The sequence below is a fragment of the Pseudomonas sp. C9 genome, assembly GCF_002000165.1.
In the GTDB taxonomy this organism is placed as follows: domain Bacteria; phylum Pseudomonadota; class Gammaproteobacteria; order Pseudomonadales; family Pseudomonadaceae; genus Aquipseudomonas.
This window is the reverse complement of record NZ_MPAK01000001.1, coordinates 1,325,610-1,347,867: the sequence shown is the minus strand read 5'-3', so window position 1 is coordinate 1,347,867 and position 22,258 is coordinate 1,325,610. Positions and strand designations below refer to the sequence as shown.

At 58.4% G+C, this 22,258-nt stretch carries 22 protein-coding genes; 16 read left to right on the top strand and 6 right to left on the bottom strand.

The window, feature by feature from the left end; translation table 11 throughout:
* Nucleotides 1–5 precede the first annotated feature (5 nt).
* The 6 genes from lpdA to BMS17_RS06360 all read left to right on the top strand — a co-directional run bounded on the left by lpdA (nt 6) and on the right by BMS17_RS06360 (nt 6,848).
* Complete coding sequence (gene lpdA / locus BMS17_RS06385) at nt 6–1,442, top strand: dihydrolipoyl dehydrogenase (RefSeq protein ID WP_046032890.1); 1,437 nt, start codon at nt 6–8, stop codon at nt 1,440–1,442.
* Between the two features lie 196 nt (nt 1,443–1,638).
* Entirely contained in the window at nt 1,639–2,805 is a 1,167-nt protein-coding gene (sucC, locus tag BMS17_RS06380; protein WP_007898980.1) for an ADP-forming succinate--CoA ligase subunit beta, read from the top strand.
* Nucleotides 2,805–3,686 (top strand): succinate--CoA ligase subunit alpha, encoded by an 882-nt coding sequence (gene sucD / locus BMS17_RS06375; protein WP_046032891.1) that lies wholly within the window; start codon nt 2,805–2,807, stop codon nt 3,684–3,686. The genes sucC and sucD overlap by 1 nt, the downstream gene beginning before the upstream one ends.
* A 477-nt stretch (nt 3,687–4,163) precedes the next feature.
* Entirely contained in the window at nt 4,164–5,477 is a 1,314-nt protein-coding gene (gene brnQ, locus BMS17_RS06370; protein ID WP_046032892.1) for a branched-chain amino acid transport system II carrier protein, read from the top strand.
* A gap of 232 nt (nt 5,478–5,709) precedes the next feature.
* Entirely contained in the window at nt 5,710–6,447 is a 738-nt protein-coding gene (locus BMS17_RS06365; RefSeq protein WP_077430644.1) for a DUF599 domain-containing protein, read from the top strand.
* Complete coding sequence (locus BMS17_RS06360; protein WP_046032894.1) at nt 6,447–6,848, top strand: MAPEG family protein; 402 nt, start codon at nt 6,447–6,449, stop codon at nt 6,846–6,848. Before BMS17_RS06365 ends, BMS17_RS06360 begins: the two co-directional genes overlap by 1 nt.
* A gap of 68 nt (nt 6,849–6,916) precedes the next feature.
* Here the strand turns inward: BMS17_RS06360 and BMS17_RS06355 are convergent, their stop codons facing one another.
* Nucleotides 6,917–7,150 carry a hypothetical protein gene (locus BMS17_RS06355; protein ID WP_046032895.1) on the bottom strand — a complete coding sequence of 78 codons (234 nt, stop codon included), beginning with the start codon at nt 7,148–7,150 and terminating at the stop codon, nt 6,917–6,919.
* A gap of 157 nt (nt 7,151–7,307) precedes the next feature.
* Between BMS17_RS06355 and BMS17_RS06350 the strand changes: the two genes are divergently transcribed.
* The 4 genes from BMS17_RS06350 to BMS17_RS06335 all read left to right on the top strand — a co-directional run bounded on the left by BMS17_RS06350 (nt 7,308) and on the right by BMS17_RS06335 (nt 11,014).
* Nucleotides 7,308–7,784: a PaaI family thioesterase gene (locus BMS17_RS06350; RefSeq protein WP_077430643.1), complete on the top strand. Its 477-nt coding sequence runs from the start codon at nt 7,308–7,310 to the stop codon at nt 7,782–7,784.
* Complete coding sequence (locus BMS17_RS06345) at nt 7,781–8,233, top strand: PaaI family thioesterase (RefSeq protein ID WP_046032897.1); 453 nt, start codon at nt 7,781–7,783, stop codon at nt 8,231–8,233. The genes BMS17_RS06350 and BMS17_RS06345 overlap by 4 nt, the downstream gene beginning before the upstream one ends.
* Before the next feature lie 80 nt (nt 8,234–8,313).
* Nucleotides 8,314–10,218 (top strand): molecular chaperone HtpG, encoded by a 1,905-nt coding sequence (gene htpG / locus BMS17_RS06340; RefSeq protein WP_046032945.1) that lies wholly within the window; start codon nt 8,314–8,316, stop codon nt 10,216–10,218.
* A gap of 67 nt (nt 10,219–10,285) precedes the next feature.
* Entirely contained in the window at nt 10,286–11,014 is a 729-nt protein-coding gene (locus BMS17_RS06335) for a dienelactone hydrolase family protein (protein WP_046032898.1), read from the top strand.
* Nucleotides 11,015–11,151: 137 nt separating this feature from the next.
* On the opposite strand, the gene BMS17_RS06330 is transcribed toward BMS17_RS06335, so the two are convergent.
* Nucleotides 11,152–12,012, bottom strand: a complete 861-nt coding sequence (locus BMS17_RS06330; RefSeq protein ID WP_077430642.1) for a pirin family protein — start codon at nt 12,010–12,012, stop codon at nt 11,152–11,154.
* Between the two features lie 61 nt (nt 12,013–12,073).
* A complete protein-coding gene (locus BMS17_RS06325; RefSeq protein ID WP_046032900.1) occupies nt 12,074–12,490 on the bottom strand; it encodes an OsmC family protein in 417 nt (138 codons plus the stop codon).
* A gap of 246 nt (nt 12,491–12,736) precedes the next feature.
* Between BMS17_RS06325 and BMS17_RS06320 the strand changes: the two genes are divergently transcribed.
* Nucleotides 12,737–14,113, top strand: coding sequence for a cystathionine beta-synthase (locus BMS17_RS06320; RefSeq protein ID WP_046032901.1), 1,377 nt, complete (start codon nt 12,737–12,739; stop codon nt 14,111–14,113).
* Nucleotides 14,110–15,288, top strand: coding sequence for a PLP-dependent aspartate aminotransferase family protein (locus BMS17_RS06315; RefSeq protein ID WP_046032902.1), 1,179 nt, complete (start codon nt 14,110–14,112; stop codon nt 15,286–15,288). Before BMS17_RS06320 ends, BMS17_RS06315 begins: the two co-directional genes overlap by 4 nt.
* 64 nt (nt 15,289–15,352) lie before the next feature.
* Here BMS17_RS06315 and BMS17_RS06310 read toward each other — a convergent pair whose 3' ends face one another.
* From BMS17_RS06310 to purM, 3 genes are read right to left on the bottom strand one after another with little or no spacing between them, the layout of a single operon-like run.
* Nucleotides 15,353–16,066, bottom strand: coding sequence for a DUF3108 domain-containing protein (locus BMS17_RS06310; RefSeq protein WP_046032903.1), 714 nt, complete (start codon nt 16,064–16,066; stop codon nt 15,353–15,355).
* Nucleotides 16,067–16,074: 8 nt separating this feature from the next.
* Nucleotides 16,075–16,725 (bottom strand): phosphoribosylglycinamide formyltransferase, encoded by a 651-nt coding sequence (purN, locus tag BMS17_RS06305; RefSeq protein ID WP_046032904.1) that lies wholly within the window; start codon nt 16,723–16,725, stop codon nt 16,075–16,077.
* The gene (purM, locus tag BMS17_RS06300) at nt 16,725–17,783 is read right to left on the bottom strand and encodes a phosphoribosylformylglycinamidine cyclo-ligase (protein WP_008033526.1); all 1,059 of its coding nucleotides are present in this window, start codon (nt 17,781–17,783) and stop codon (nt 16,725–16,727) included. The genes purN and purM overlap by 1 nt, the downstream gene beginning before the upstream one ends.
* Nucleotides 17,784–18,155: 372 nt before the next feature.
* On the opposite strand from purM, the gene BMS17_RS06295 reads away from it, so the two are divergent.
* The 4 genes from BMS17_RS06295 to BMS17_RS06280 all read left to right on the top strand — a co-directional run bounded on the left by BMS17_RS06295 (nt 18,156) and on the right by BMS17_RS06280 (nt 22,105).
* Nucleotides 18,156–19,217 carry a DUF2066 domain-containing protein gene (locus tag BMS17_RS06295; protein WP_077430641.1) on the top strand — a complete coding sequence of 354 codons (1,062 nt, stop codon included), beginning with the start codon at nt 18,156–18,158 and terminating at the stop codon, nt 19,215–19,217.
* Between the two features lie 38 nt (nt 19,218–19,255).
* A complete protein-coding gene (locus BMS17_RS06290) occupies nt 19,256–20,323 on the top strand; it encodes an AI-2E family transporter (protein ID WP_046032906.1) in 1,068 nt (355 codons plus the stop codon).
* A gap of 236 nt (nt 20,324–20,559) precedes the next feature.
* Nucleotides 20,560–21,264, top strand: coding sequence for a DnaA regulatory inactivator Hda (gene hda / locus BMS17_RS06285; protein ID WP_010456804.1), 705 nt, complete (start codon nt 20,560–20,562; stop codon nt 21,262–21,264).
* 214 nt (nt 21,265–21,478) lie between these two features.
* Complete coding sequence (locus BMS17_RS06280) at nt 21,479–22,105, top strand: C40 family peptidase (protein WP_046032907.1); 627 nt, start codon at nt 21,479–21,481, stop codon at nt 22,103–22,105.
* The last annotated feature ends 153 nt before the right edge of the window (nt 22,106–22,258 follow it).

The following is a 22,258-nucleotide window of genomic DNA, read 5'->3' as shown; positions in this document are numbered from 1 at the left end:
TTTGAATGTCGCAGAAATTTGACGTAGTAGTGATCGGCGCGGGCCCTGGCGGCTACGTTGCTGCCATCAAAGCAGCCCAGCTGGGTCTCACCACTGCCTGCATCGAGAAGTACACCGACAAGGAAGGCAAACTGGCCCTCGGCGGTACTTGCCTGAACGTCGGCTGCATTCCATCCAAGGCGCTGCTGGACAGCTCCTGGAAGTTCCACGAAGCCCAAGACGGCTTCGCGATCCACGGTATCAACCACGCTGGCGTGACCATGGACGTGCCAGCAATGGTCGGCCGTAAAGCCAACATCGTCAAAGGCCTGACCTCGGGTGTAGCCACCCTGTTCAAGGCTAACGGCGTGACCTCGATCCAGGGCCACGGCAAACTGCTGGCCGGCAAGAAAGTCGAAGTCACCAAGCCTGACGGTTCGGTAGAAATCATTGAAGCCGAGAACGTGATCCTGGCTCCAGGTTCGCGTCCGATCGACATTCCACCAGCTCCGGTTGACCAGAATGTGATCGTCGATTCGACTGGCGCACTGGAATTCCAGTCCGTACCTAAGCGTCTTGGCGTGATCGGCGCTGGCGTGATCGGTCTGGAACTGGGTTCGGTATGGTCCCGTCTGGGTGCTGAAGTCACTGTTCTGGAAGCCCTGGACACGTTCCTGATGGCTGCCGACGCTGCTGTGTCCAAAGAAGCTTTGAAAACCCTGACCAAACAAGGTCTGGACATCAAGCTGGGCGCTCGCGTTACCGGTTCCAAAGTGAACGGCGACGAAGTCGTTGTGAACTACACCGATGCCAAAGGCGAGCAGAACATCACTTTTGACAAGCTGATCGTAGCCGTTGGTCGCCGTCCAGTGACCACTGATCTGCTGTCCGCTGATTGCGGCGTGACCCTGGACGAGCGCGGTTTCGTGCACGTTGATGATCACTGCGCCACCACCGTACCGGGCGTTTACGCTATCGGCGACGTGGTTCGCGGCATGATGCTGGCACACAAGGCCTCGGAAGAGGGCATCATGGTCGTCGAGCGCATCAAGGGCCACAAAGCCCAGATGAACTATGATTTGATCCCGTCTGTTATTTATACTCACCCGGAAATCGCGTGGGTCGGCAAAACCGAGCAGACCTTGAAGGCAGAAGGCGTTGAAGTTAACGTTGGCACCTTCCCGTTCGCAGCCAGTGGCCGTGCCATGGCTGCCAACGATACCGGCGGTTTCGTAAAAGTTATCGCCGATGCCAAGACCGACCGCGTATTGGGCGTCCACGTGATTGGCCCGAGCGCTGCAGAACTGGTTCAGCAGGGCGCGATCGGTATGGAATTCGGCACCAGCGCTGAAGACCTGGGCATGATGGTTTTCTCCCATCCGACCCTGTCTGAAGCCTTGCACGAAGCTGCTCTGGCAGTGAATGGCGGCGCCATCCACATCGCCAACCGCAAGAAGCGTTAAGACAATAAGAAACCACGGCGGAATGGCCCGTCGTGAGCCTTGCATGCAAGACTCACCGCGGAATATCCGCTGGACGCAGTCTTGCGTAGCTGCACCGGATGCCCGGAAAGGCTACGCAAGCAGCAGTCACAGGTGGTGCGGCACTTGAATGAGTGCAGCACCGAATGCGCAGTACCTAACGAAGACGGTAATAAGCATGAATCTTCACGAGTATCAGGGTAAGCAGCTGTTCGCTGAATACGGCCTGCCAGTTTCCACCGGTTATGCAGTAGACACCCCGGAAGCAGCAGCAGAAGCTTGCGACAAAATCGGCGGCACCGAGTGGGTTGTCAAAGCCCAGGTCCACGCTGGTGGTCGCGGTAAAGCGGGCGGCGTAAAGCTGGTTCGCAGCAAAGAAGACGCTAAGGCATTCGCACAGCAGTGGCTGGGCAAGCGTCTGGTGACTTACCAGACTGACGCCAATGGTCAGCCAGTCACCAAGATCCTGGTTGAATCGTGCACTGATATCGCTAAAGAGCTGTACCTGGGCGCTGTCGTTGACCGTTCGAGCCGTCGTATCGTGTTCATGGCTTCCACCGAAGGTGGCGTGGACATCGAGAAAATCGCTCACGACACTCCAGAAAAAATTCTGAAAGCCACTATCGATCCACTGGTTGGCGCTCAGCCATTCCAGGGTCGCGAGCTGGCATTCCAGTTGGGTCTGGAAGGCAAGCAGGTTGCTCAGTTCGCCAAGATCTTCGTAGGTCTGGCCAAGCTGTTCAAGGATCACGACCTGGCTCTGCTGGAAGTGAACCCGCTGGTGATCAAGGCTGACGGCGATCTGCATTGCCTCGATGCCAAGATCAACATCGACGCCAACGCCATGTACCGTCAGCCTAAGCTGAAGACTTTCCACGATCCGTCGCAAGACGATCCGCGCGAAGCGCACGCTGCCAAGTTCGAACTGAACTACGTAGCACTGGAAGGCAACATCGGTTGCATGGTCAACGGTGCTGGCCTGGCCATGGGTACCATGGACATCGTCAACCTGCATGGCGGCAAACCAGCCAACTTCCTCGACGTGGGCGGCGGTGCTACCAAAGAACGCGTTACCGAAGCGTTCAAGATCATTCTGTCCGACACCAACGTCGCTGCAGTATTGGTTAACATCTTCGGCGGCATCGTTCGTTGCGACATGATTGCCGAAGGCATCATCGGCGCTGTGAAAGAAGTCGGCGTGAAAATCCCGGTTGTTGTTCGCCTTGAAGGCAACAACGCTGAGCTGGGCGCTAAAGTACTGGCAGAAAGCGGTTTGAACATCATCGCTGCTACCAGCCTGACCGACGCTGCTCAACAAGTTGTTAAAGCTGCGGAGGGCAAATAATGAGCGTCCTGATCAATAAAGACACCAAAGTTATCTGCCAGGGTATTACCGGTTCGCAAGGTAGTTTCCATACCCAGCAAGCGCTCGAATACGGCACCAAGATGGTTGGCGGCGTAACTCCGGGTAAAGGCGGCACCGAGCACCTGGGTCTGCCAGTGTTCAACACCGTGAAAGATGCTGTAGCTGCCACTGGCGCCACCGCCAGCGTGATCTACGTTCCAGCTCCTTTCTGCAAGGACTCCATCCTGGAAGCAGCCTTCGGCGGCATCAAGCTGATCGTTTGCATCACTGAAGGCATTCCTACCCTGGACATGCTGGATGCCAAGGTCAAGTGCGACGAGCTGGGTATCACCCTGATCGGCCCTAACTGCCCAGGCGTGATCACTCCAGGCGAATGCAAGATCGGCATCATGCCAGGTCACATTCACTTGCCAGGCAAGGTCGGTATCGTTTCCCGTTCCGGCACCCTGACCTACGAAGCTGTGAAGCAGACTACTGACGCCGGTTTCGGTCAGTCGACTTGCGTCGGCATCGGCGGTGACCCGATCCCGGGTTCGAACTTCATCGACATCCTGAAGCTGTTCCAGGAAGACCCGAAGACCGAAGCGATCGTGATGATCGGTGAGATCGGCGGTTCGGCTGAAGAAGAAGCGGCAGCCTACATCAAGGCACACGTGACCAAGCCGGTTGTTTCCTACATCGCTGGTGTGACTGCTCCTCCGGGCAAGCGCATGGGCCATGCTGGCGCAATCATCTCTGGCGGCAAAGGCACTGCAGACGAGAAGTTTGCTGCCCTGGAAGACGCAGGCGTTAAAACCGTGCGTTCGCTGGCAGACATCGGCAAGGCTTTGTCCGAGCTGACCGGTTGGGCGATGAAGTAAGCCTCGCGCTTAATTCATGCTTCACCAAACAAAGGCCACCTTCGGGTGGCCTTTGTCGTTTCCGGGTGATCGTCCCCACGCTCTGCGTGGGAACTCCGCCGGGGACGCTCCGCGTCCCACTCTTGAAAGTGACGCAGAGCGTCACACGATGCATTCCCACGCAGAGCGTGGGAACGATCAATCATCGGTTGAACGGCCCAAATCCTTGTGGGAGCGAGCTTGCTCGCGAAGACGAATTTACAGGCACCCACCATTTACATGCATAAACGCGACACAGAAACGTCGCGTATCGGATAGTTCGCCCTCTAACAGTGCGTTTGTCGGGCAAATTCGTTAGGCTACTCGCCATTTTTGCGTCCGCGTCCCACAAGGTTGCTACGCGCTAAAGGGTCAGTCCTATACGGACCGACAGCATTTCCCTCACCCCCAAGGGAAGTCCCTCTCTAAATTCCGATTCAGTAGTGTGGTATTTCCTTAATGAAAGTGTTGAAAGGCCAGGACATCCTGGCACTTGGTTTTATGACGTTTGCCCTGTTTGTCGGGGCTGGCAACATCATCTTCCCGCCTATCGTCGGTTTGCAGTCCGGGCCTAATGTCTGGATGGCGGCGCTGGGCTTTCTGATCACCGCAGTCGGTTTGCCGGTGGTCACGGTGGTTGCGCTGGCAAAAGTCGGCGGGGCAATGGATGCCCTGAGCAGTCCTATCGGCAAAATCGCCGGTGGCCTGCTGGCTGCCGCGTGCTACCTCGCCGTCGGCCCGTTGTTCGCGACACCACGTACCGCCACCGTATCGTTCGAAGTAGGCCTGGCGCCGTTGACCGGCGAGAGCCCGTTGGCGTTGTTTATCTACAGTGCCGTGTACTTCCTTGTGGTGTTCTTCATCTCGCTCTATCCGGGCCGTTTGCTGGATACCGTCGGACGTTTCCTCGCGCCGCTGAAGATCATCGCCCTGGCCGCGCTTGGTATCGCCGCGTTTGCATTGCCTGCCGGTGATATCGGCATGGCCACGCCTGAATATGTGGCGGCACCGTTCTCTCAGGGCTTCATCAATGGTTACTTGACCATGGATACCCTGGGCGCGCTGGTGTTTGGCATTGTCATCGTCAACGCGATCCGTTCCCGCGGTGTGGAATCGCCGGCGCTGATTACCCGTTACGCGATCATTGCCGGCCTGATTGCCGGCGTGGGCCTGGCGCTGGTTTATGTCAGCCTGTTCCGCCTCGGTTCGGGCAGCCATGAAGTGGCCGCCGGTGCAACCAACGGCGCGGCCGTGTTGCACGCCTACGTTCAACACACCTTCGGTTCGTTGGGCAGTGGTTTCCTGGCGGTGCTGATCTCGCTGGCCTGCCTGGTGACGGCGGTCGGCCTGACCTGTGCCTGCGCCGAGTACTTCAGCCGCGTGTTGCCACTGTCCTACAAGACCCTGGTCATCATCCTGGCGGCGTTCTCCTTGCTGGTGTCCAACCTGGGACTCACCAAGCTGATTGCGTTCTCGATCCCGGTACTGACCGCGATTTACCCGCCGTGCATCGCCCTGGTGGCGCTGAGCTTCTGCAAGGACTTCTGGCATGAGCAGGGCCGCATTGTCGGTCCGGTGATGCTGGTGTCGTTCATCTTCGGCCTGATCGACGCGCTCAAGGGCGCCGGTCTGGCAGACTGGATGCCGACTCAGTTGTCCCACTTGCCGCTGAGCGAGCAGGGCCTGGCGTGGCTGGTGCCATCGGTCATGACCCTGGTCGTCGCAGTGGTTTGCGATCGTCTGCTGGGCAAGCGCGAAGAAGTGCTGGCTTAAGTCGCGCAATGGCCCGCCACAAACGGGCTGTCACGCTAAAACAGAAATGCCCCGTATCAATCGATACGGGGCATTTTTTATGGGCGTCAGGCAGTGTCTTTTTCCTTGAGCTAACGTCGAAGCACTACCTGTAGGAGCAAGGCTTGCCCGCGATGGCGATTTCCAAGGCCCTATCGCGGGCAAGCCTTGCTCCTACGGGGATTACCAATGCCAACGTCTCACAAGGAATTGCATGTCGTTCATCCACGCCAACCTGATCCACATCCTCGCCGCGCTCTGGTTTGTCATCTGCTGGGGCGGTTACACCCGCTATGCCTCGTGGAAGGGTCGCGACACCGCGTGCCTGGCCAGTGTGTTGCACCTTTACCGGGAAGACTGGATGCGTCGCATGTTGCTGCGCGATAACCGCATTGCCGACGCCAGTGTGATCGGCAACCTGGAGCGCAACGCTTCGTTCTTTGCCTCCAGCACATTGATTATCCTGGCGGGTATTTTGACGGTACTTGGTGCATCCGAAAGAGCAGTGTCGTTACTGGCGGATATCCCGATGGTGCAGCAGGTGTCCCAGGGCATGTCCGAGATCAAGTTGCTGTGCCTGGCGATGGTGTTTGTCTACGCGTTCTTCACGTTCAGCTGGTGCATGCGTCAGTACAACTTTGCGGCGATCCTGATTGGCTCGGCGCCGATGGTGGGTGAGCGCCATGTGTCCGAACAGGAGCGCAAAGCCTTTGCTGCCCGAGCGGCTCGCGTTATCTCGATGGCGGCGAACCAGTTCAACTTTGGCCTGCGTTCCTATTACTTCGGCATGACCATGCTGGCCTGGTTTGTCAGCCCGTGGTTGTTCATGTTGATGAGTGCCGGCGTGGTGCTGGTGTTGTATCGCCGGGAATTCCATTCCGACGTGCTCGACGTGATGGTCTATACCCCTACAGAGGCACCCTTGCCTGAGGCGAACAAAGAGGCCGCTTGATGAGTATTCCGTTCTGGTGTGTGTTTATCAGCGCACTACTGATTTACGTGGCCCGCATGCCGGTGGCCAAGGCGATGAAAGAGCAGGGTGGTTACAACAATCACTCGCCACGCCAGCAACAGGCACAACTTACCGGTTTCGGCGCCAGGGCGGTGGCTGCGCATCAAAACTGTTTTGAGGCATTCATATTGTTTGCGGTGGGCGTGTTGATGGCGCACACCACACAAACTGCAGGATGGTTGATCGATGTGTTGGCGATCATTTTTGTGATCACACGTGTTATTTACTTGCTGTGTTACTGGGGGGATTTGGCCTGGCAGCGCAGTCTGGTCTGGTTTGTGGGTTTCGTCTGTTCGTTGTTACTGATGATTAGTCCGACTTTTAGAAGCGTTTTGCTCTAACGCACCAAATCACAAATAAAAGAAAACCCGCACTTGGCGGGTTTTCTTTTGTCACGCTAAAAACTGTTTTAGTTTTTAGGTGCTTCTTTTGCAGCAGCTTCGTTCGATTCAGCCTGAGCTTTGGCAGCTTCGGCGTTTTCTTTTGCCGCGTCGTTCACTTTATCCTGAGCTTTGCTCATATCTTGCTGAGCTTGCTCAGCATGTTTGGCAGCATCTTGAGCTTTGTCCTCGGATTTTTTATCGCAGGCAGCGAGACCGAGGGTAGCGGTCAACATCAAGGCAATAGCTAAAGTCTTACGCATGGGGTGTTTCTCCTTATGGAAATAACTACTGGCCTTTCGAGCACGCTCCATAGCGTTAAGTTCCTCAATTCGTTCAGATATATAAGTTTGTTAGGTGATGGAACTTTTCCCCGCTGACGAGCTACTTTGACCGAACATTAAGAAGAGTTTTAAACACATGGCCGAAAACCCCGTTTTTGAGCGTGCGACGCGATTCCTGTCGGCGCTGCGTCATTGTCAGGTCCTCGGGCTGCGGGTTCACAGCGCCAGCAGTGACGGACTAACGGTCATCTTGCCTTACAGTCCGGAAATCGTGGGGAATCCAGAAACCGGGGTCATTCATGGCGGGGCGTTGACATCGTTGATGGATACCGCGTGCGGTATGTCGACACTGTGTGTGCTGCCCGAATTCGAAGTCTGCCCGACCCTCGATTTGCGCATCGATTACATGCATGCCGCCGAGCCACATAAAGATGTCTACGGCTTTGCCCAATGCTATCGGGTGACCACTGACGTGATCTTCGCTCGCGGCTTTGCCTATCAGGATGATCCCGAGCAACCTATCGCTCATGTTGTCGGTACATTCATGCGCATGGGCAAAGGCATTAAGGGCACCAAAAGTTTTGGCGGCGCGATTGCCGGAGGTGCGCAATGACGGACGCTTTCAAGGAACAACTTCAACTGGCCCATGAGCAGGGTGACTACGCCTCGCTGCTGCACCTGATTCCTTACGCCAAACTGATCGGCGTCGAATGTTCGCGGGTAGGGGATGACCTGCTGTTTCGCCTGCCGGCCAACAAGGACAACATTGGCAACCCTTTATTGCCGGCGATTCATGGCGGCGTGATCGCCGGGTTCATGGAACTCTCGGCTGCGCTGCACTTGCTGATTTTTACCGGCTCACCGGGTGTGCCGAAAATCATCGACTTCTCCCTCGACTACCTGCGCGCCGGGCAGTTTCGCGATACCTGGGCCAAATGTCAGGTTTGCCGGCAGGGGCGCCGGGTCGCCAACGTGGCCGTGACGGCCTGGCAAAGCACCGAATCCGAGCCCATTGCCACGGCCCGCGCGCATTTCAAAATTGAAGAGCCCTTGAAATCCTGAACACAGCCCCCAACTCTGATGACATCCCGCCGCCGACCCTCAAGGTCGCGGCTTAGCCATCTGATTGGAGTTTGATGACCATGAGTGTGGAAACTCAAAAGGAAACCCTGGGCTTCCAGACCGAGGTGAAGCAGCTGCTGCACCTCATGATCCATTCGCTGTATTCCAACAAGGAAATTTTCCTTCGCGAATTGATCTCGAACGCCTCTGACGCTGTCGACAAATTACGTTTCGAAGCCCTGTCCAAGCCTGAGTTGCTGGAAGGTGGCGCCGAACTGAAAATCCGTGTGAGCTTCGACAAAGACGCCAAAACCGTCACCCTCGAAGACAACGGCATTGGCATGACCCGCGAAGACGCGATCACCCATCTGGGCACTATCGCTAAATCCGGTACCGCCGATTTCATGAAACACCTGTCCGGCGATCAGAAGAAAGATTCGCACCTGATCGGCCAGTTCGGTGTGGGTTTCTACTCTGCATTCATCGTCGCCGACAAAGTCGACGTGTTCAGCCGTCGTGCCGGTGATGCGGCCAGCGAAGGCGTGCACTGGTCGTCCAAGGGCGAAGGCGATTTCGAAGTCGCCACCGTTGAGAAAGCCGAGCGCGGCACTCGCATCGTCCTGCACCTGAAGTCCGGTGAAGACGAATTCGCCGATGGCTGGCGTCTGCGCAACATCATCAAGAAGTACTCCGACCACATCGCGCTGCCGATCGAGTTGCCCAAGGAAGCGGCCGCCGCAGAAGGCGAAGAGCAGCCAGCCGTTGAGTGGGAAACCGTCAACCGTGCCAGCGCCCTGTGGACTCGTCCTCGCACTGAAGTGAAAGACGAGGAATACCAGGAGTTCTACAAACACGTCGCTCACGATTTCGAGAACCCGCTGAGCTGGAGCCACAACAAGGTCGAAGGCAAGCTCGAATACAGCTCGCTGCTGTACGTGCCGGCCCGTGCTCCGTTCGACCTGTACCAGCGTGAAGCGCCGAAAGGCCTGAAGCTGTACGTGCAGCGTGTGTTCGTGATGGACCAGGCCGAGTCGTTCCTGCCGCTGTACCTGCGCTTCATCAAAGGCGTGGTCGATTCCAATGACCTGTCGCTGAACGTGTCGCGGGAAATCCTGCAGAAAGACCCGATCATCGATTCGATGAAGTCGGCGCTGACCAAGCGCGTTCTGGACATGCTGGAAAAACTGGCGAAGAACGAGCCTGAGCAATACAAGAGCTTCTGGAAGAACTTCGGTCAGGTCATGAAAGAAGGCCCGGCAGAAGACTTCGCCAACAAAGAGAAAATCGCTGGCTTGCTGCGTTTCGCCTCGACCAATGGTGAGGAAGGCGAGCAAGTGGTTGGCCTGGCCGAATACCTGGCTCGCGCCAAGGAAGGTCAGGACAAGATTTACTACCTGACCGGCGAAACCTACGCGCAAGTCAAAAACAGCCCGCACCTGGAAGTCTTCCGCAAGAAAGGCATCGAAGTGCTGCTGCTGACCGATCGTATCGACGAGTGGCTGATGAGCTACCTCAACGACTTCGACGGCAAGAGCTTCGTTGACGTGGCGCGCGGTGACCTCGACCTGGGCAATCTGGACTCGGAAGAGGACAAGAAAGCCGCAGAAGAAGTCGCCAAGTCCAAAGAAGGTCTGGTTGAACGTCTGAAAACCGCACTGGGTGACTCGGTTGCTGAAGTACGGGTTTCCCACCGTTTGACCGATTCCCCGGCGATTCTGGCCATCGGCGAGCAGGACCTGGGCATGCAAATGCGTCAGATCCTGGAAGCCAGCGGTCAGAAGGTTCCGGACTCGAAGCCGATCTTCGAATTCAACCCGGCCCATCCACTGATCGAGAAGCTCGACAACGAGCAGAGCGAGGAGCGTTTCGGCGACCTGTCGCACATTCTCTTCGATCAGGCGGCACTGGCTGCCGGTGACAGCTTGAAAGACCCGGCCGCCTACGTGCGCCGTCTGAACAAGCTGCTGGTTGAACTGTCGGTTTAACTGCGTTGTAAAAAAACCCGCTTCGGCGGGTTTTTTTCATTCTGGTGCCTTTTGCTGGGAGAGAGTCATGAGTCAAATCACTGTTCGTTCAGTCGTTTATCAAATTGATGGCCACTCGTATGAAAGCCGCCTGGCTTTCGACGCCGACCACAAAGGCCCGCGCCCGGGCTTGCTGATGGCGCCGAACTGGATGGGTGTGAGCGCCGGGGCCGAAGTGATTGCCAAGACGGTGGCGTCCAAGGGGTACGTGGTGCTGATCGCGGATGTGTACGGTCAGTCGGTTCGCCCGCAGAACGGCGACGAGGCGGGCGCGGCGATGATGCCGCTCAAACATGACCGTCCGTTGTTGCGCAAACGCCTGCAGGCGGCGTTTGAACAACTGCAAAATCAGGACGAGGTGGCGGTCGATACCTCGAAACTGGCGGCATTCGGTTTTTGCTTCGGTGGTTGCTGCGCCCTGGACCTGGCACGCACGGGGGCACCGTTGAAGGCGGCGGTGTCGTTCCATGGCACGCTGGACTCGCCAAACCCGGCGGATGCCAAAAACATCAAGGGCTCGGTGCTGGTGCTGCACGGTGCCGCCGATCCATTGGTGCCCAAGGAGCAACTGCCGGCATTCGAAGCGGAAATGAATGCGGCGGGCGTGGACTGGCAATTGCTGAGCTACGGCGGGGCGGTGCATTCCTTTACCGATCCGCATGCCAATGTGCCAGGCATGATGATGTACGACGCGAAGATCGCTGCACGGGCGTTTACGTCGATGCACAATTTGCTGGATGAAGTGTTTAAAGGCTGACCACTGATTTTCGGATCGTTCCCACGCTCTGCGTGGGAACGCCTCTAGGGACGCTCTGCGTCCAGTGACGCGGAGCGTCACGGGCTGCATTCCCACGCAGAGCATGGGAACGATGATGCGTGGGAACGAACAAAAAGCTAAGGCAGTTCGATCCGCTCACTTTCCCCCGGCACCGTCGGCCAATCCCCGGCCGCCCAGCGCCGCCGCGCTTCATCGATGGCCGCCGGATCGCTGGCCACAAAATTCCAGTTGATCCGCCGTGGCCCGTCCAGCGGCGCGCCGCCGAACAACACGGCGTGGCAGTCGCTTTCGGCGAACAGGGTCATTTCTTCCCCCGCAGGCAACACCACCAGCGAATTCACCTCCAGCGTGTCGCCATTCAGCTGCGCTTCACCGCTCAAGACATACAACGCACGCTCTTCATGTTCGGTGGGAATCAGCAGTGTGGTCGCCGTTTGCAGGTTCAGTTCCGCGTACAACGTAGGGGACAGCACTGGCACCGGCGACTCCAGGCAAAAGCCTGACCCGGCAATCATCCGGATCTTCACGCCAAGGTTATCGCTGACCGGCAAGGTGGCCGCCGGGTGATGGCTGTAGTGGCCTGGACCCTGCTCATGGTCCTTGGGTGAGGCCAGCCAGATCTGCAAGCCGTGCATCGTAAAGCCGCTCTCCTTCAATGCCATAGGCGTGCGCTCTACGTGGGCAATTGCGCTGCCGGCAGTCATCCAGCTGACATCACCGGCGCTCACCACCTGGTCGGAGCCGAGACTGTCCTTGTGCTGGATTTGCCCTTCGAACAAGTAGGTGAGGGTCGACAGGCCGATGTGCGGATGTTGTCGGATATTCATGCCTTTGCCCGCCGGGTAAACGGTTTCGAGCATGTGGTCGAAAAACACGAAAGGCCCGACGCTGCGGCATTTGGCGGACGGCAACGGGCGAAGTATCGGCTGGCCTTCTACATCTTCGGCGCGGGGGCGGATCACGAGCGGAGTGTTCATGCTGCATTCCAGGCTGAGCGGGTGATGCGTGGAGCATAACCCGCTTGCGCAGCCCTTGCCGCTATTGGCTGAACGCCCCTTCGGACAAGTGGGTTTCGATGCTGACGTCAGTGGTCGTCATCAGTTTGTGGACCGGGCAGCGGTCGGCGACACGATGGAGTTCCTCGCGCTGCGCATCGGTGAGCACGCCTTTGAGGGTCAATTTGACATGCAGGGCGTATTTGCCTTTCTGCTCTTGGCTGTTGTCGCGTTTGACCTCGACGGTGACGCCGGTCAATGGGATGTCCTTCTTCTTGGCGTACATCTTCAGGGTCAGGGCTTTGCAGGCACCCAGAGCGGCATCGAAATAATCGTGGGGTTCGGGCGCCGAGCCTTCGCCGCCGGAAGCGGTCGGTACGTCGGCAAACAGTTCGTGTTCATCGATTTGAACGCTATGGCGAAAACCTTCGGCGGAAACGGTATTGACGGTAACGGTCATGGAAAGCCTCCCAGGCTGGAAAAGTCGTTCGATCAAAAAAGACTGTGAAGTTATAGAGCATTGCGCCAGCGGCGCGTTCCACTTTCTTGCGGGGTTCATACGAGCGGGTTACCGGCTGGCCGCGCGCGGTTGCGAATGAGGCGATCGCGGCCTATGGTCCAAGCGAAGTATTGCCTGCGACTGTCACACAATGACGCGCCGCAGGTTTGTGTCCATCCAGTGCGAAAACCAGAGCAAGGTGAAGACATGCCAAACGACTCCCGCCCCGCCGTACTCGAACTGATCGGCAACACGCCGCTGGTGCGTGTCAGCCGCTTCGATACCGGCCCGTGCACGCTGTTCCTCAAACTTGAATCACAAAACCCCGGCGGTTCGATCAAGGACCGCATCGGCCTGGCGATGATCGACGCCGCCGAGCGCGATGGTCGCCTGCAACCCGGTGGCACCATCGTCGAGGCCACGGCCGGCAACACCGGCCTGGGCTTGGCCCTTGTCGGCCGCGCCAAGGGTTATCGCGTGGTGTTGGTGGTGCCGGACAAGATGTCGACCGAGAAAGTCCTGCACCTCAAGGCGATGGGCGCCGAGGTGCACATCACCCGTTCCGATGTCGGCAAGGGCCATCCCGAGTACTACCAGGACGTGGCCGCGCGGCTGGCCAAGGAAATTCCCGACGCGTTCTTTGCCGATCAATTCAACAACCCGGCCAACCCTCTGGCGCACGAGTGCAGCACCGCGCCGGAGATCTGGGCACAGACCCAGCATGATGTCGATGCCATCGTCGTCGGCGTCGGTTCAGCCGGCACGCTGACCGGCTTGACCCGGTTTTTTAGCCGTGTGCAGCCAAACCTGGTCATGGTGCTGGCCGACCCGGTGGGCTCGGTGATGGCCGAATACAGCCGCAGCGGCACCCTTGGGACACCCGGTTCGTGGGCGGTGGAGGGCATTGGCGAAGATTTCATTCCCTCGATTGCCGACCTGTCCAGCGTGCGCCACGCGTATTCGATCAGCGACGAGGAAAGCTTCGATCATGCCCGCCAGCTGCTGCGCGCCGAAGGTATTCTCGGCGGATCATCGACCGGCACGTTGCTAGCGGCGGCGTTGCGTTATTGCCGTGAGCAAACCGAGCCGAAGCGGGTCGTGAGTTTTGTCTGTGACACCGGCACCCGCTACCTGTCGAAGGTTTACAACGATCAATGGATGAACGATCAGGGCCTGCTGCAATACAAGCGCTACGGTGATCTTCGCGATTTGATCTCGCGGCGCTTCGAGGACGGGCGGGTGATCAGCGTCGGCCCGGACGACACGTTGCTCACCGCTTTCCAGCGCATGCGCCTGGCCGATGTGTCGCAACTGCCCGTGCTGGTAGAGGGGCAGCGTTTGGTCGGCGTCATCGACGAATCCGACATTTTGCTGGGTGTGCACCAAGACCCATCGCACTTCCGCTTGACCGTCGCCAGCGCCATGACGGGCAAACTGCAAACCTTGCCGGCCGCTGCCAGCCTGGCAGAGCTGCAAGCCGAACTCGACCGTGGGTTGGTGGCGATCATTGCCGATGCCTCGGGCTTCCATGGCCTGATTACCCGCGTTGACCTACTCAATCATTTACGGAGATCTCTTGCATGAGTCAACACGATGAAAACGCTGCGCCACGTGGGTTCGCTACTCGGGTGATTCATGCCGGGCAGACGCCGGACCCTTCCACCGGGGCGCTGATGCCGCCGATTTACGCCAATTCCACCTATTTGCAGCAAAGCCCCGGCGTACACAAAGGCCTCGACTACGGGCGCTCGCACAACCCGACACGTTGGGCGCTGGAGCGCTGCGTGGCGGACCTCGAAGGCGGCACCCAGGCGTTCGCGTTCGCGTCCGGACTGGCGGCGATCTCCACCGTGCTCGAATTGCTCGATGCCGACTCGCATATCGTCTCGGGCAATGATTTGTATGGCGGGACGTTTCGCCTGTTCGACAAAGTACGCCGGCGCAGCGCCGGGCATCGCTTCAGTTTCGTCGACCTGACGGATCTGGCGGCCTTTGAAGCGGCGCTGCAGGAGGACACGCGGATGGTCTGCGTCGAGACGCCGAGCAATCCGTTGTTGCGCCTGACTGACCTCGAAGCCATCGCGCGCATCTGTCGCCAGCGCGGCATCATTTGTGTGGCCGATAATACCTTTGCGAGCCCGTGGATCCAGCGTCCGCTGGAACTGGGCTTCGATATCGTGGTGCATTCGACCACCAAGTATTTGAACGGTCACTCTGACGTCATCGGTGGCATTGCGGTGGTCGGGCAGAACGCGGAGCTGGGCGAACGGCTGGGCTTTCTGCAAAACGCCGTGGGCGCTATCGCCGGGCCGTTTGACGCCTTCCTCACGTTGCGCGGGGTGAAGACCCTGGCGTTGCGCATGGAGCGCCACTGCAGCAACGCACTGGCGCTGGCGCAATGGCTGGAACAACAGCCGCAAGTGGCGCGTGTCTACTACCCAGGCCTGCCGTCACATCCGCAGCACGAACTGGCACAACGGCAAATGCGCGGTTTTGGCGGCATGATCTCCCTCGACCTGAACTGCGACCTGGCCGGCGCCAAGCGCTTCCTTGAGAACGTGCAAATATTTGCGTTGGCGGAGAGTCTGGGCGGGGTGGAAAGCCTGATCGAGCATCCGGCGATCATGACTCACGCCAGCATCCCCGCCGATACCCGCGCACAACTTGGCATTGGCGATGCGCTGGTGCGGTTGTCCGTGGGCGTTGAGGACGTCGAAGACTTGCGTGCCGATCTGGCACAAGCGCTGGCGATTATCTGAGTTTCAGCGGACAAAAAAAATCCGGAACCCTTATCGAATTCCGGATTTTCTTGTCGATCCCGGATTAGCTACCCTTGACCGATTTGCCGTTGACCGTGCCATCGAGGAGCATGATGTTGTACTCCTTGCCGTCGGTTTCAACTTGTTGCAGACGGACCAGCAGGTAATCCCAGTCCTTGGCAAACCACAGGACGGTGATGCGCTTGTTTTGTGTCGGGTCGCGCACACGCTCGACCTTGATTGCATCGATCTTGCCAGCCTTGGTGTCTACTTTTTCAGAGCCCAGCACGCGGAAATCATAGGTGTCGACTTCGTTGCCATCGACTACCTGATAGCTCATGCTTTTCTTGCCGGCGGCGACATCGTGCTGCAAGGCCAACTGGTAAGTGGATTTATCGACCATGCCAGGGTTCAGCGGGACCTTGACTGCGTCACCGCGATCAGTGCCGGTGACCATTTTGGTGGCCCAGTCGAAATCCAGATCAGACTTCTTGGCTTTGCCCAGGCCGCCACGTTCAAAGTGGTAGGTCTGAGGCAGCAGAGTTTCCTTGTCGACGGTCAGGGTGCTTTCTTCCGTCAGGCTGGCGATCATCATCGACGCCTTGAAGCTGAGTTTCCAGACGCCGTTGGCTTCCTTGGTCAGGTTGCGTTCAGCCGTGCCACTCATGGGCAACTGCTTCCAGTCGGCGGTATAGCTGGCGGAGAAAGGTTGAAGTTCCGAAGCCTGTGCCAGGGGCAGGGCAAACAGAGCGCAAGCGAAGAGCAGGGCGCGACGCATAATATCTCCTAAGTTCGAATCAAGTGGCCGCTGGCCGCGAGTAACTTCCCATCCAGTAAAGCACCTTGTTCGCTGAGTGCTAAGCGACCTTCGGCAAACCAGCGTACTGCCAACGGGTAGATCAAGTGTTCCTGAACGTGGACTCGCTGCGCCAGGCTTTGCGGCGAATCGTGCAACTCTACCGGTATTACTGCCTGTACGACCAGTGGTCCGCCATCGAGTTCCTCGGTGACGAAGTGCACGGAGCAGCCGTGCTCGGTGTCGCCGGCCTCCAGCGCGCGCTGATGAGTGTGTAACCCTTTGTATTTGGGCAGCAGCGACGGGTGGATATTCAACAGGCGACCCGCATAGTGGCGCACGAAGTCAGCGCTGAGAATGCGCATGAAACCGGCCAGTACCACGAGTTTGGGATTGAAGGCGTCAATCAGTTCGATCAGCGCGGCATCGAAGGCCTCGCGGCCTTCGAAAGCCTTGTGATCCAGGGCGCGGGTGTCGATACCCGCGTCCTTGGCGCGCTGCAGGCCATAGGCATCGGCGCGGTTGGAAATCACCGCAGCAATGCGGACCGGGCTGTCGCCGGTCCGCGTGCTGTCGATCAAGGCCTGCAAGTTACTGCCGGTGCCGGAGAGCAGCACCACGACATCACAGGTCTTTGACATCAGTGAGCCTTGAGGTTCTTCAGTTCAACCTGGGCCGCGCCTTCGGCAGCGGTGGCGATCTGACCGATGACCCAAGGCTGCTCGCCGGCTTCACGCAAAACGTTCAGCGCGGTTTCAACGTGCTCCTGAGCGACGCAGATCACCATGCCGACGCCGCAGTTCAGCACGCGGTGCATTTCGTTTTCGTCGACGTTGCCTTTCTCTTGCAGCCAGTCGAACACAGCTGGGCGGTTCCAGCTCGCCACGTCAACCACGGCTTGTGCGCCTTTTGGCAGAACGCGCGGGATGTTGTCCAGCAGGCCGCCACCGGTGATGTGGGCCATGGCTTTGACAGCGCCGGTTTCCTTGATCAGCTTGAGCAGCGGCTTCACATAGATACGGGTCGGGGCCATCAGCAGATCGGTCAGCGGTTTGCCGTCGAGCTGGATGTTTTCGATGTCGGCACCCGACACTTCGATGATCTTGCGGATCAGCGAGTAGCCGTTGGAGTGCGGGCCGGAAGACGGCAGGGCGAGCAGGGCGTCGCCGGCTGCGACTTTGGAACCGTCGATGATCTCGGATTTTTCCACGACGCCGACGCAGAAACCGGCCAGGTCGTAGTCTTCGCCTTCGTACATGCCCGGCATTTCAGCGGTTTCGCCGCCAACCAGGGAGCAACCGGACAGTTCGCAGCCAGCACCGATGCCGGTGACGACCTGGGTCGCAGTTTCGACGTTGAGTTTGCCGGTAGCGTAGTAGTCGAGGAAGAACAGTGGCTCGGCGCCGCAGACCACCAGGTCGTTCACGCACATGGCCACCAGGTCGATGCCGATGCTGTCGTGCTTGTTCAGGTTCAGGGCCAGGCGCAGCTTGGTGCCCACGCCGTCGGTGCCGGAAACCAGCACAGGCTGCTTGTAGCCAGCCGGGATTTCGCAGAGGGCGCCGAAACCGCCCAGGCCGCCCATGACTTCCGGGCGCGCAGTGCGCTTGGCGACGCTCTTGATGCGTTCGACCAATGCTTCACCGGCGTCGATGTCTACACCGGCGTCCTTGTAGCTCAGGGAGGGTTGCTTGCTCATGATCCAGGCCTTTAGGGGGGATTCAGGGGTAACGACCGAGTCCAGCGGGGGACGCCGAAATCGACGGGGGCGATTGCCTCACGCGAAATTCGATGTGCCCGGCTGTTGCCGGTCTGCGAAGGCGCGCGATTTTATCAGGCTTGAGGGGCAGCGGCCATCCTCACGCCGACGGCAGGGGCATATCCTATTAAAAAAATTGATATTGAGCGTGTTAGTGGGCTGTATAAGGTAACGCGATTAACCGTCTATCGTTATGACAGTGCGAAAACTTATCGCGGCCGTGTGAATGTTTTGCACAGGGAAGTGGTCACAGCCCTGTTCGATCGTCTTCATGCGGTCTGTTCCAGCCGCTCTTGTCGTCAGGAATCTTCCATGCGTTTTTTTTCTAAATTTTTGTGTTTGAGCTGTTTTTCCCTGATCAGCCTCACGAGTCATGCCGAAAACGTGAAAGGCCTTTATCAGGTGCGCGAGCCTGTCACCAGTCAGGCGCCCGCGGAGCGTGATCAAGCGATCCAGCGGGCGCTGGACACGCTGGTGTTGCGTCTGACCGGCGATCCCAAGGCGGTGCAGAGTCCGGGGTTGGCAGCCCTGCGCAAAGATCCGCAGCAAATCATCAGCCAATTTGGTTTTGACGCGGGCCCTCCAGAAGTACTGAAGGTCGATTTTGATCCGAACACTACCGAGCAAGCATTGCGTCGTGCCGGGTTGTCGTTGTGGGGTGCCAATCGACCGTCGATCCTCGGTTGGTGGTTGAACGATGCCACCGAGGGTTCAAGTTTGGTGGGCGATGGCCAGGCCGCCGCTACACCGTTGCGTCGAGCGGCGCAGCACCGTGGTTTGCCGCTGCGTTTGCCGCTGGCGGACCTGAGTGAGCAACTGGTCGCTACGGCGCCCAACCTGGAAGGCACCGACGCAACGCCACTGCGCGGGGTCTCGGAACGTTACAACGCTGACGCCTTGCTCGCCGTGCATGCCCGCGAAGAGGGCGGCCAGTGGCAGGCCAAATGGAATTTGTGGATGGGCGACAAGAAGGAAGCGGGCAACGTACAGGGCGCGGATCAGGCCGCTGTGGCTGACGCTGTGATGCTGGCGGTCAGCGAGCGACTGGCGCCACGGTTTGTTGTCAAGCCGGGCGCTTCTGGCGAGCAATTGCTGGAAGTGCAGGGCATGAACCTGGAGCGCTATGCGGCGCTGGGGCGATTGCTCGACCCTTTTGGCGCGCGTCTGCAAAGTGTTGACGGTGATCGCATTCTTTATCGGGTTAACGGCAGCGCCGAGCAATTGCGCTCGCAGTTGTCGCTGGCGAAGTTGCAGGAAATGCCCGCCGGTGAAGTGCCCGCGCCCGTTGCGCCGGTTCAGCCCGTGGCGCAGGGTGCGACGCCTGCCGTGGCCCCAGCGCCGGCACCGGTGCCGCAATTGCGCTTCCGTTGGTAAGGTTTTCTTTCTTTATATAGATGCATATGGAGTGGTACATGGCTGATACGCGGCGTTGGTTCTGGTTGGGTGGAGTGGTTCTGCTCTGCGCGTTTATCTGGCTGTTGCATCCGATCCTGACACCGTTCCTGGTGGCGTTGCTGCTGGCCTATCTGTTCGATCCGCTGGTGGATCGGCTGGAGAAAGCCGGACTTTCAAGGACGTGGGGCGTGGTGGCGGTGTTCGCGCTGTTCACGTTGATTTTCACCACGCTGCTGCTGGTGTTGGTGCCGCTGCTGGCCAGGCAGTTGTTTCGTTTGTATGAGCTGGCGCCGCAAATGCTCGATTGGCTGCAGCACACCGCATTGCCGTGGGCGCAGTCGAAGTTCGGGTTGTCGGAGGGGTTCTGGAAATTCGACAAGCTCAAGGCCGCGATCAGTGAACACATGGGGCAGACCAGCGATATTGTCGGTGTGGTGTTGAGCCAGGCCACAGCGTCCGGTCTTGCATTGATTGGCTGGTTGGCCAATCTGGTGTTGATCCCGGTGGTAAGTTTTTACCTGCTGCGGGACTGGGACCTGATGATGGCAAAAATCCGCAGCCTGCTGCCGCGTGATCGTGAAGAGCGCGTCGTCGAGCTCGCCGGTGAATGTCACGAAGTGCTCGGTGCGTTCGTGCGTGGGCAATTGCTGGTGATGGTGGCTTTGGGCGTGATCTACGCGTCGGGCCTGATGCTGGTGGGGCTGGAGTTGGGGCTGCTGATCGGCCTGATTGCCGGTCTGGCCGCTATCGTGCCGTACATGGGCTTTGTCATCGGGATTGGCGCGGCATTGATTGCCGGTCTGTTTCAGTTCGGCGGCGAACTGTATCCCATGCTGGGGATCGTCGCGGTGTTTATGGTCGGGCAGGCGCTGGAGGGTATGGTGCTGACGCCATTGCTGGTTGGCGACCGGATTGGCCTGCATCCGGTGGCGGTGATCTTCGCGATTCTGGCAGGGGGAGAATTGTTCGGTTTTACTGGCGTGTTGCTGGCATTGCCGGTGGCGGCGGTGATCATGGTGCTGGTGCGCCATGTACAAGATTTGTATAGGGATTCAGATATGTACGGTGGTGTCGACAAACCTTGATTGCAACGGTTGTCGACGGTTCACAGAGGTCGGCCTGTTTTCGTGCCAGGTCGGCCTGCATCCCGGGTGTGCCAGAGGCCGGTGCTGTCAAAGAAACTGTCATAAAACCGGTGCGTTAACGCAAACCTTTGATTTTGCTTGTGGTCTGTCGCATTGTGCGACCAGCGTCACGGGTATAAACTTCGCAAACTTTACACAGAGGCCACTAACGGTTCCTTTGGAACTGTTCAGTCAGCATGAAACCGATTCAGCTGCCCCTAGGTGTGCGTCTGCGTGATGACGCTACCTTTATCAATTACTACCCTGGCGCCAATGCCGCAGCACTCGGCTATGTCGAGCGGCTATGCGAAGCCGACGCCGGCTGGACCGAAAGCCTGATTTATCTCTGGGGCAAGGACGGGGTAGGGCGTACGCATTTGTTGCAGGCGGCCTGCCTGCGCTTCGAGCAGTTGGGGGAGCCGGCGGTGTACCTGCCGTTGGCCGAGCTGCTGGATCGTGGCATCTCGATTCTCGATAACCTCGAACAATACGAACTGGTCTGCCTGGATGATTTGCAGGCGGTTGCCGGCCGGGCTGATTGGGAAGAGGCACTGTTCCATCTGTTCAATCGGTTGCGTGACAGTGGTCGGCGCTTGCTGATCGCCGCGTCGACATCCCCGCGTGAACTGCCGGTGAAGCTGGCAGACTTGAAGTCCCGCTTGACCCTGGCGCTGATCTTTCAGATGCGTCCACTCTCCGACGAAGACAAATTGCGCGCCTTGCAATTGCGTGCGTCGCGTCGCGGCCTACACCTGACCGATGAAGTCGGCCATTTTATTTTGACTCGCGGTACTCGCAGCATGAGTGCGCTTTTCGAGCTGCTTGAACGTCTCGATCAGGCCTCTCTTCAAGCTCAGCGCAAGCTGACAATCCCCTTCCTGAAGGAAACGCTGGGCTGGTAAAACCAAAGCCTGGCAGGGGTTTCGGCATATTTCAGGCGCCAGGAAATCGGCTTTCCTACAGGGCTGCAGGCTGCGCAAGCGTTTAAAATGGGCTTAAGCGCTTAGATGTTAACGAGAAACCGATAAGTCACATAAAGTTCGATTGAATTTGCAAATGAGGATGATAGCGGGCATAGTCTCGACTTCTTTACAACTATCAGCCACGGTCGTGCCCATGCTAAAGCGCTTCGCACCCCTCGTGCCTCTCGCACTCGTCACCCTGTTGTTCGGTTGCGCTGCTCACTCTCCAGTGTCCCAGCAAGAGCAACAACAGCAGGCTAAAAATTCAGTTACCGCACAATCTTCTTCCGTTCTTTTCCAGGAAGAACTGGCCACCGATAAAGAACTGGCTGACTTTGCCGACGGCAAGGCCTACCAGCTACCGGTTCTGGCCGACAGCATTCTTGAGCGTGGCATGTCCCTGATCGGTACCCGTTACCGTTTCGGCGGCACTTCTGAAGCCGGTTTTGATTGCAGCGGCTTCATCGGTTACCTCTTCCGTGAGGAAGCGGGCATGAACCTGCCTCGTTCTACTCGCGAAATGATCAACGTGGACGCCCCGCTGGTGGCTCGCAGCGCACTGAAGCCAGGCGATCTGCTGTTCTTCGCGACCAATGGTCGTCGTGGTCGCGTCAGTCACGCCGGGATCTACCTGGGTGACAACCAGTTCATCCACTCCAGCAGCCGCAAAAGCGGTGGCGTCCGGGTCGACAGCCTGGGTGACAGCTACTGGAGCAAGACCTTTATCGAAGCCAAACGCGCCCTCGCGATGGCACCGACAGTGGTCACCGCTCGCAAGTAAACGTACAAGTTGTAAGGCGAAGTTAAAGTCTTACTTGAAGTTTGCCGCGTAGGCGCTAGAATTCTGATCTTAATGATGGCAAACCGCCTGCGTCACGCGCAGGCGGTTTTCTTTTCTGCACTCCCGGCAGAAAAAAGCCGCAGCCAGATCAGG

What these genes read in the sequence shown, in the direction of transcription:
- lpdA (WP_046032890.1), top strand. Translation starts at nt 6, where the DNA reads ATGTCGCAGAAATTTGACGTAGTAGTGATCGGCGCGGGCCCTGGCGGC.
- sucC (WP_007898980.1), top strand. Translation starts at nt 1,639, where the DNA reads ATGAATCTTCACGAGTATCAGGGTAAGCAGCTGTTCGCTGAATACGGC.
- sucD (WP_046032891.1), top strand. Translation starts at nt 2,805, where the DNA reads ATGAGCGTCCTGATCAATAAAGACACCAAAGTTATCTGCCAGGGTATT.
- brnQ (WP_046032892.1), top strand. Translation starts at nt 4,164, where the DNA reads ATGAAAGTGTTGAAAGGCCAGGACATCCTGGCACTTGGTTTTATGACG.
- BMS17_RS06365 (WP_077430644.1), top strand. Translation starts at nt 5,710, where the DNA reads ATGTCGTTCATCCACGCCAACCTGATCCACATCCTCGCCGCGCTCTGG.
- BMS17_RS06360 (WP_046032894.1), top strand. Translation starts at nt 6,447, where the DNA reads ATGAGTATTCCGTTCTGGTGTGTGTTTATCAGCGCACTACTGATTTAC.
- BMS17_RS06355 (WP_046032895.1), bottom strand. Translation starts at nt 7,150, where the DNA reads ATGCGTAAGACTTTAGCTATTGCCTTGATGTTGACCGCTACCCTCGGT.
- BMS17_RS06350 (WP_077430643.1), top strand. Translation starts at nt 7,308, where the DNA reads ATGGCCGAAAACCCCGTTTTTGAGCGTGCGACGCGATTCCTGTCGGCG.
- BMS17_RS06345 (WP_046032897.1), top strand. Translation starts at nt 7,781, where the DNA reads ATGACGGACGCTTTCAAGGAACAACTTCAACTGGCCCATGAGCAGGGT.
- htpG (WP_046032945.1), top strand. Translation starts at nt 8,314, where the DNA reads ATGAGTGTGGAAACTCAAAAGGAAACCCTGGGCTTCCAGACCGAGGTG.
- BMS17_RS06335 (WP_046032898.1), top strand. Translation starts at nt 10,286, where the DNA reads ATGAGTCAAATCACTGTTCGTTCAGTCGTTTATCAAATTGATGGCCAC.
- BMS17_RS06330 (WP_077430642.1), bottom strand. Translation starts at nt 12,012, where the DNA reads ATGAACACTCCGCTCGTGATCCGCCCCCGCGCCGAAGATGTAGAAGGC.
- BMS17_RS06325 (WP_046032900.1), bottom strand. Translation starts at nt 12,490, where the DNA reads ATGACCGTTACCGTCAATACCGTTTCCGCCGAAGGTTTTCGCCATAGC.
- BMS17_RS06320 (WP_046032901.1), top strand. Translation starts at nt 12,737, where the DNA reads ATGCCAAACGACTCCCGCCCCGCCGTACTCGAACTGATCGGCAACACG.
- BMS17_RS06315 (WP_046032902.1), top strand. Translation starts at nt 14,110, where the DNA reads ATGAGTCAACACGATGAAAACGCTGCGCCACGTGGGTTCGCTACTCGG.
- BMS17_RS06310 (WP_046032903.1), bottom strand. Translation starts at nt 16,066, where the DNA reads ATGCGTCGCGCCCTGCTCTTCGCTTGCGCTCTGTTTGCCCTGCCCCTG.
- purN (WP_046032904.1), bottom strand. Translation starts at nt 16,725, where the DNA reads ATGTCAAAGACCTGTGATGTCGTGGTGCTGCTCTCCGGCACCGGCAGT.
- purM (WP_008033526.1), bottom strand. Translation starts at nt 17,783, where the DNA reads ATGAGCAAGCAACCCTCCCTGAGCTACAAGGACGCCGGTGTAGACATC.
- BMS17_RS06295 (WP_077430641.1), top strand. Translation starts at nt 18,156, where the DNA reads ATGCGTTTTTTTTCTAAATTTTTGTGTTTGAGCTGTTTTTCCCTGATC.
- BMS17_RS06290 (WP_046032906.1), top strand. Translation starts at nt 19,256, where the DNA reads ATGGCTGATACGCGGCGTTGGTTCTGGTTGGGTGGAGTGGTTCTGCTC.
- hda (WP_010456804.1), top strand. Translation starts at nt 20,560, where the DNA reads ATGAAACCGATTCAGCTGCCCCTAGGTGTGCGTCTGCGTGATGACGCT.
- BMS17_RS06280 (WP_046032907.1), top strand. Translation starts at nt 21,479, where the DNA reads ATGCTAAAGCGCTTCGCACCCCTCGTGCCTCTCGCACTCGTCACCCTG.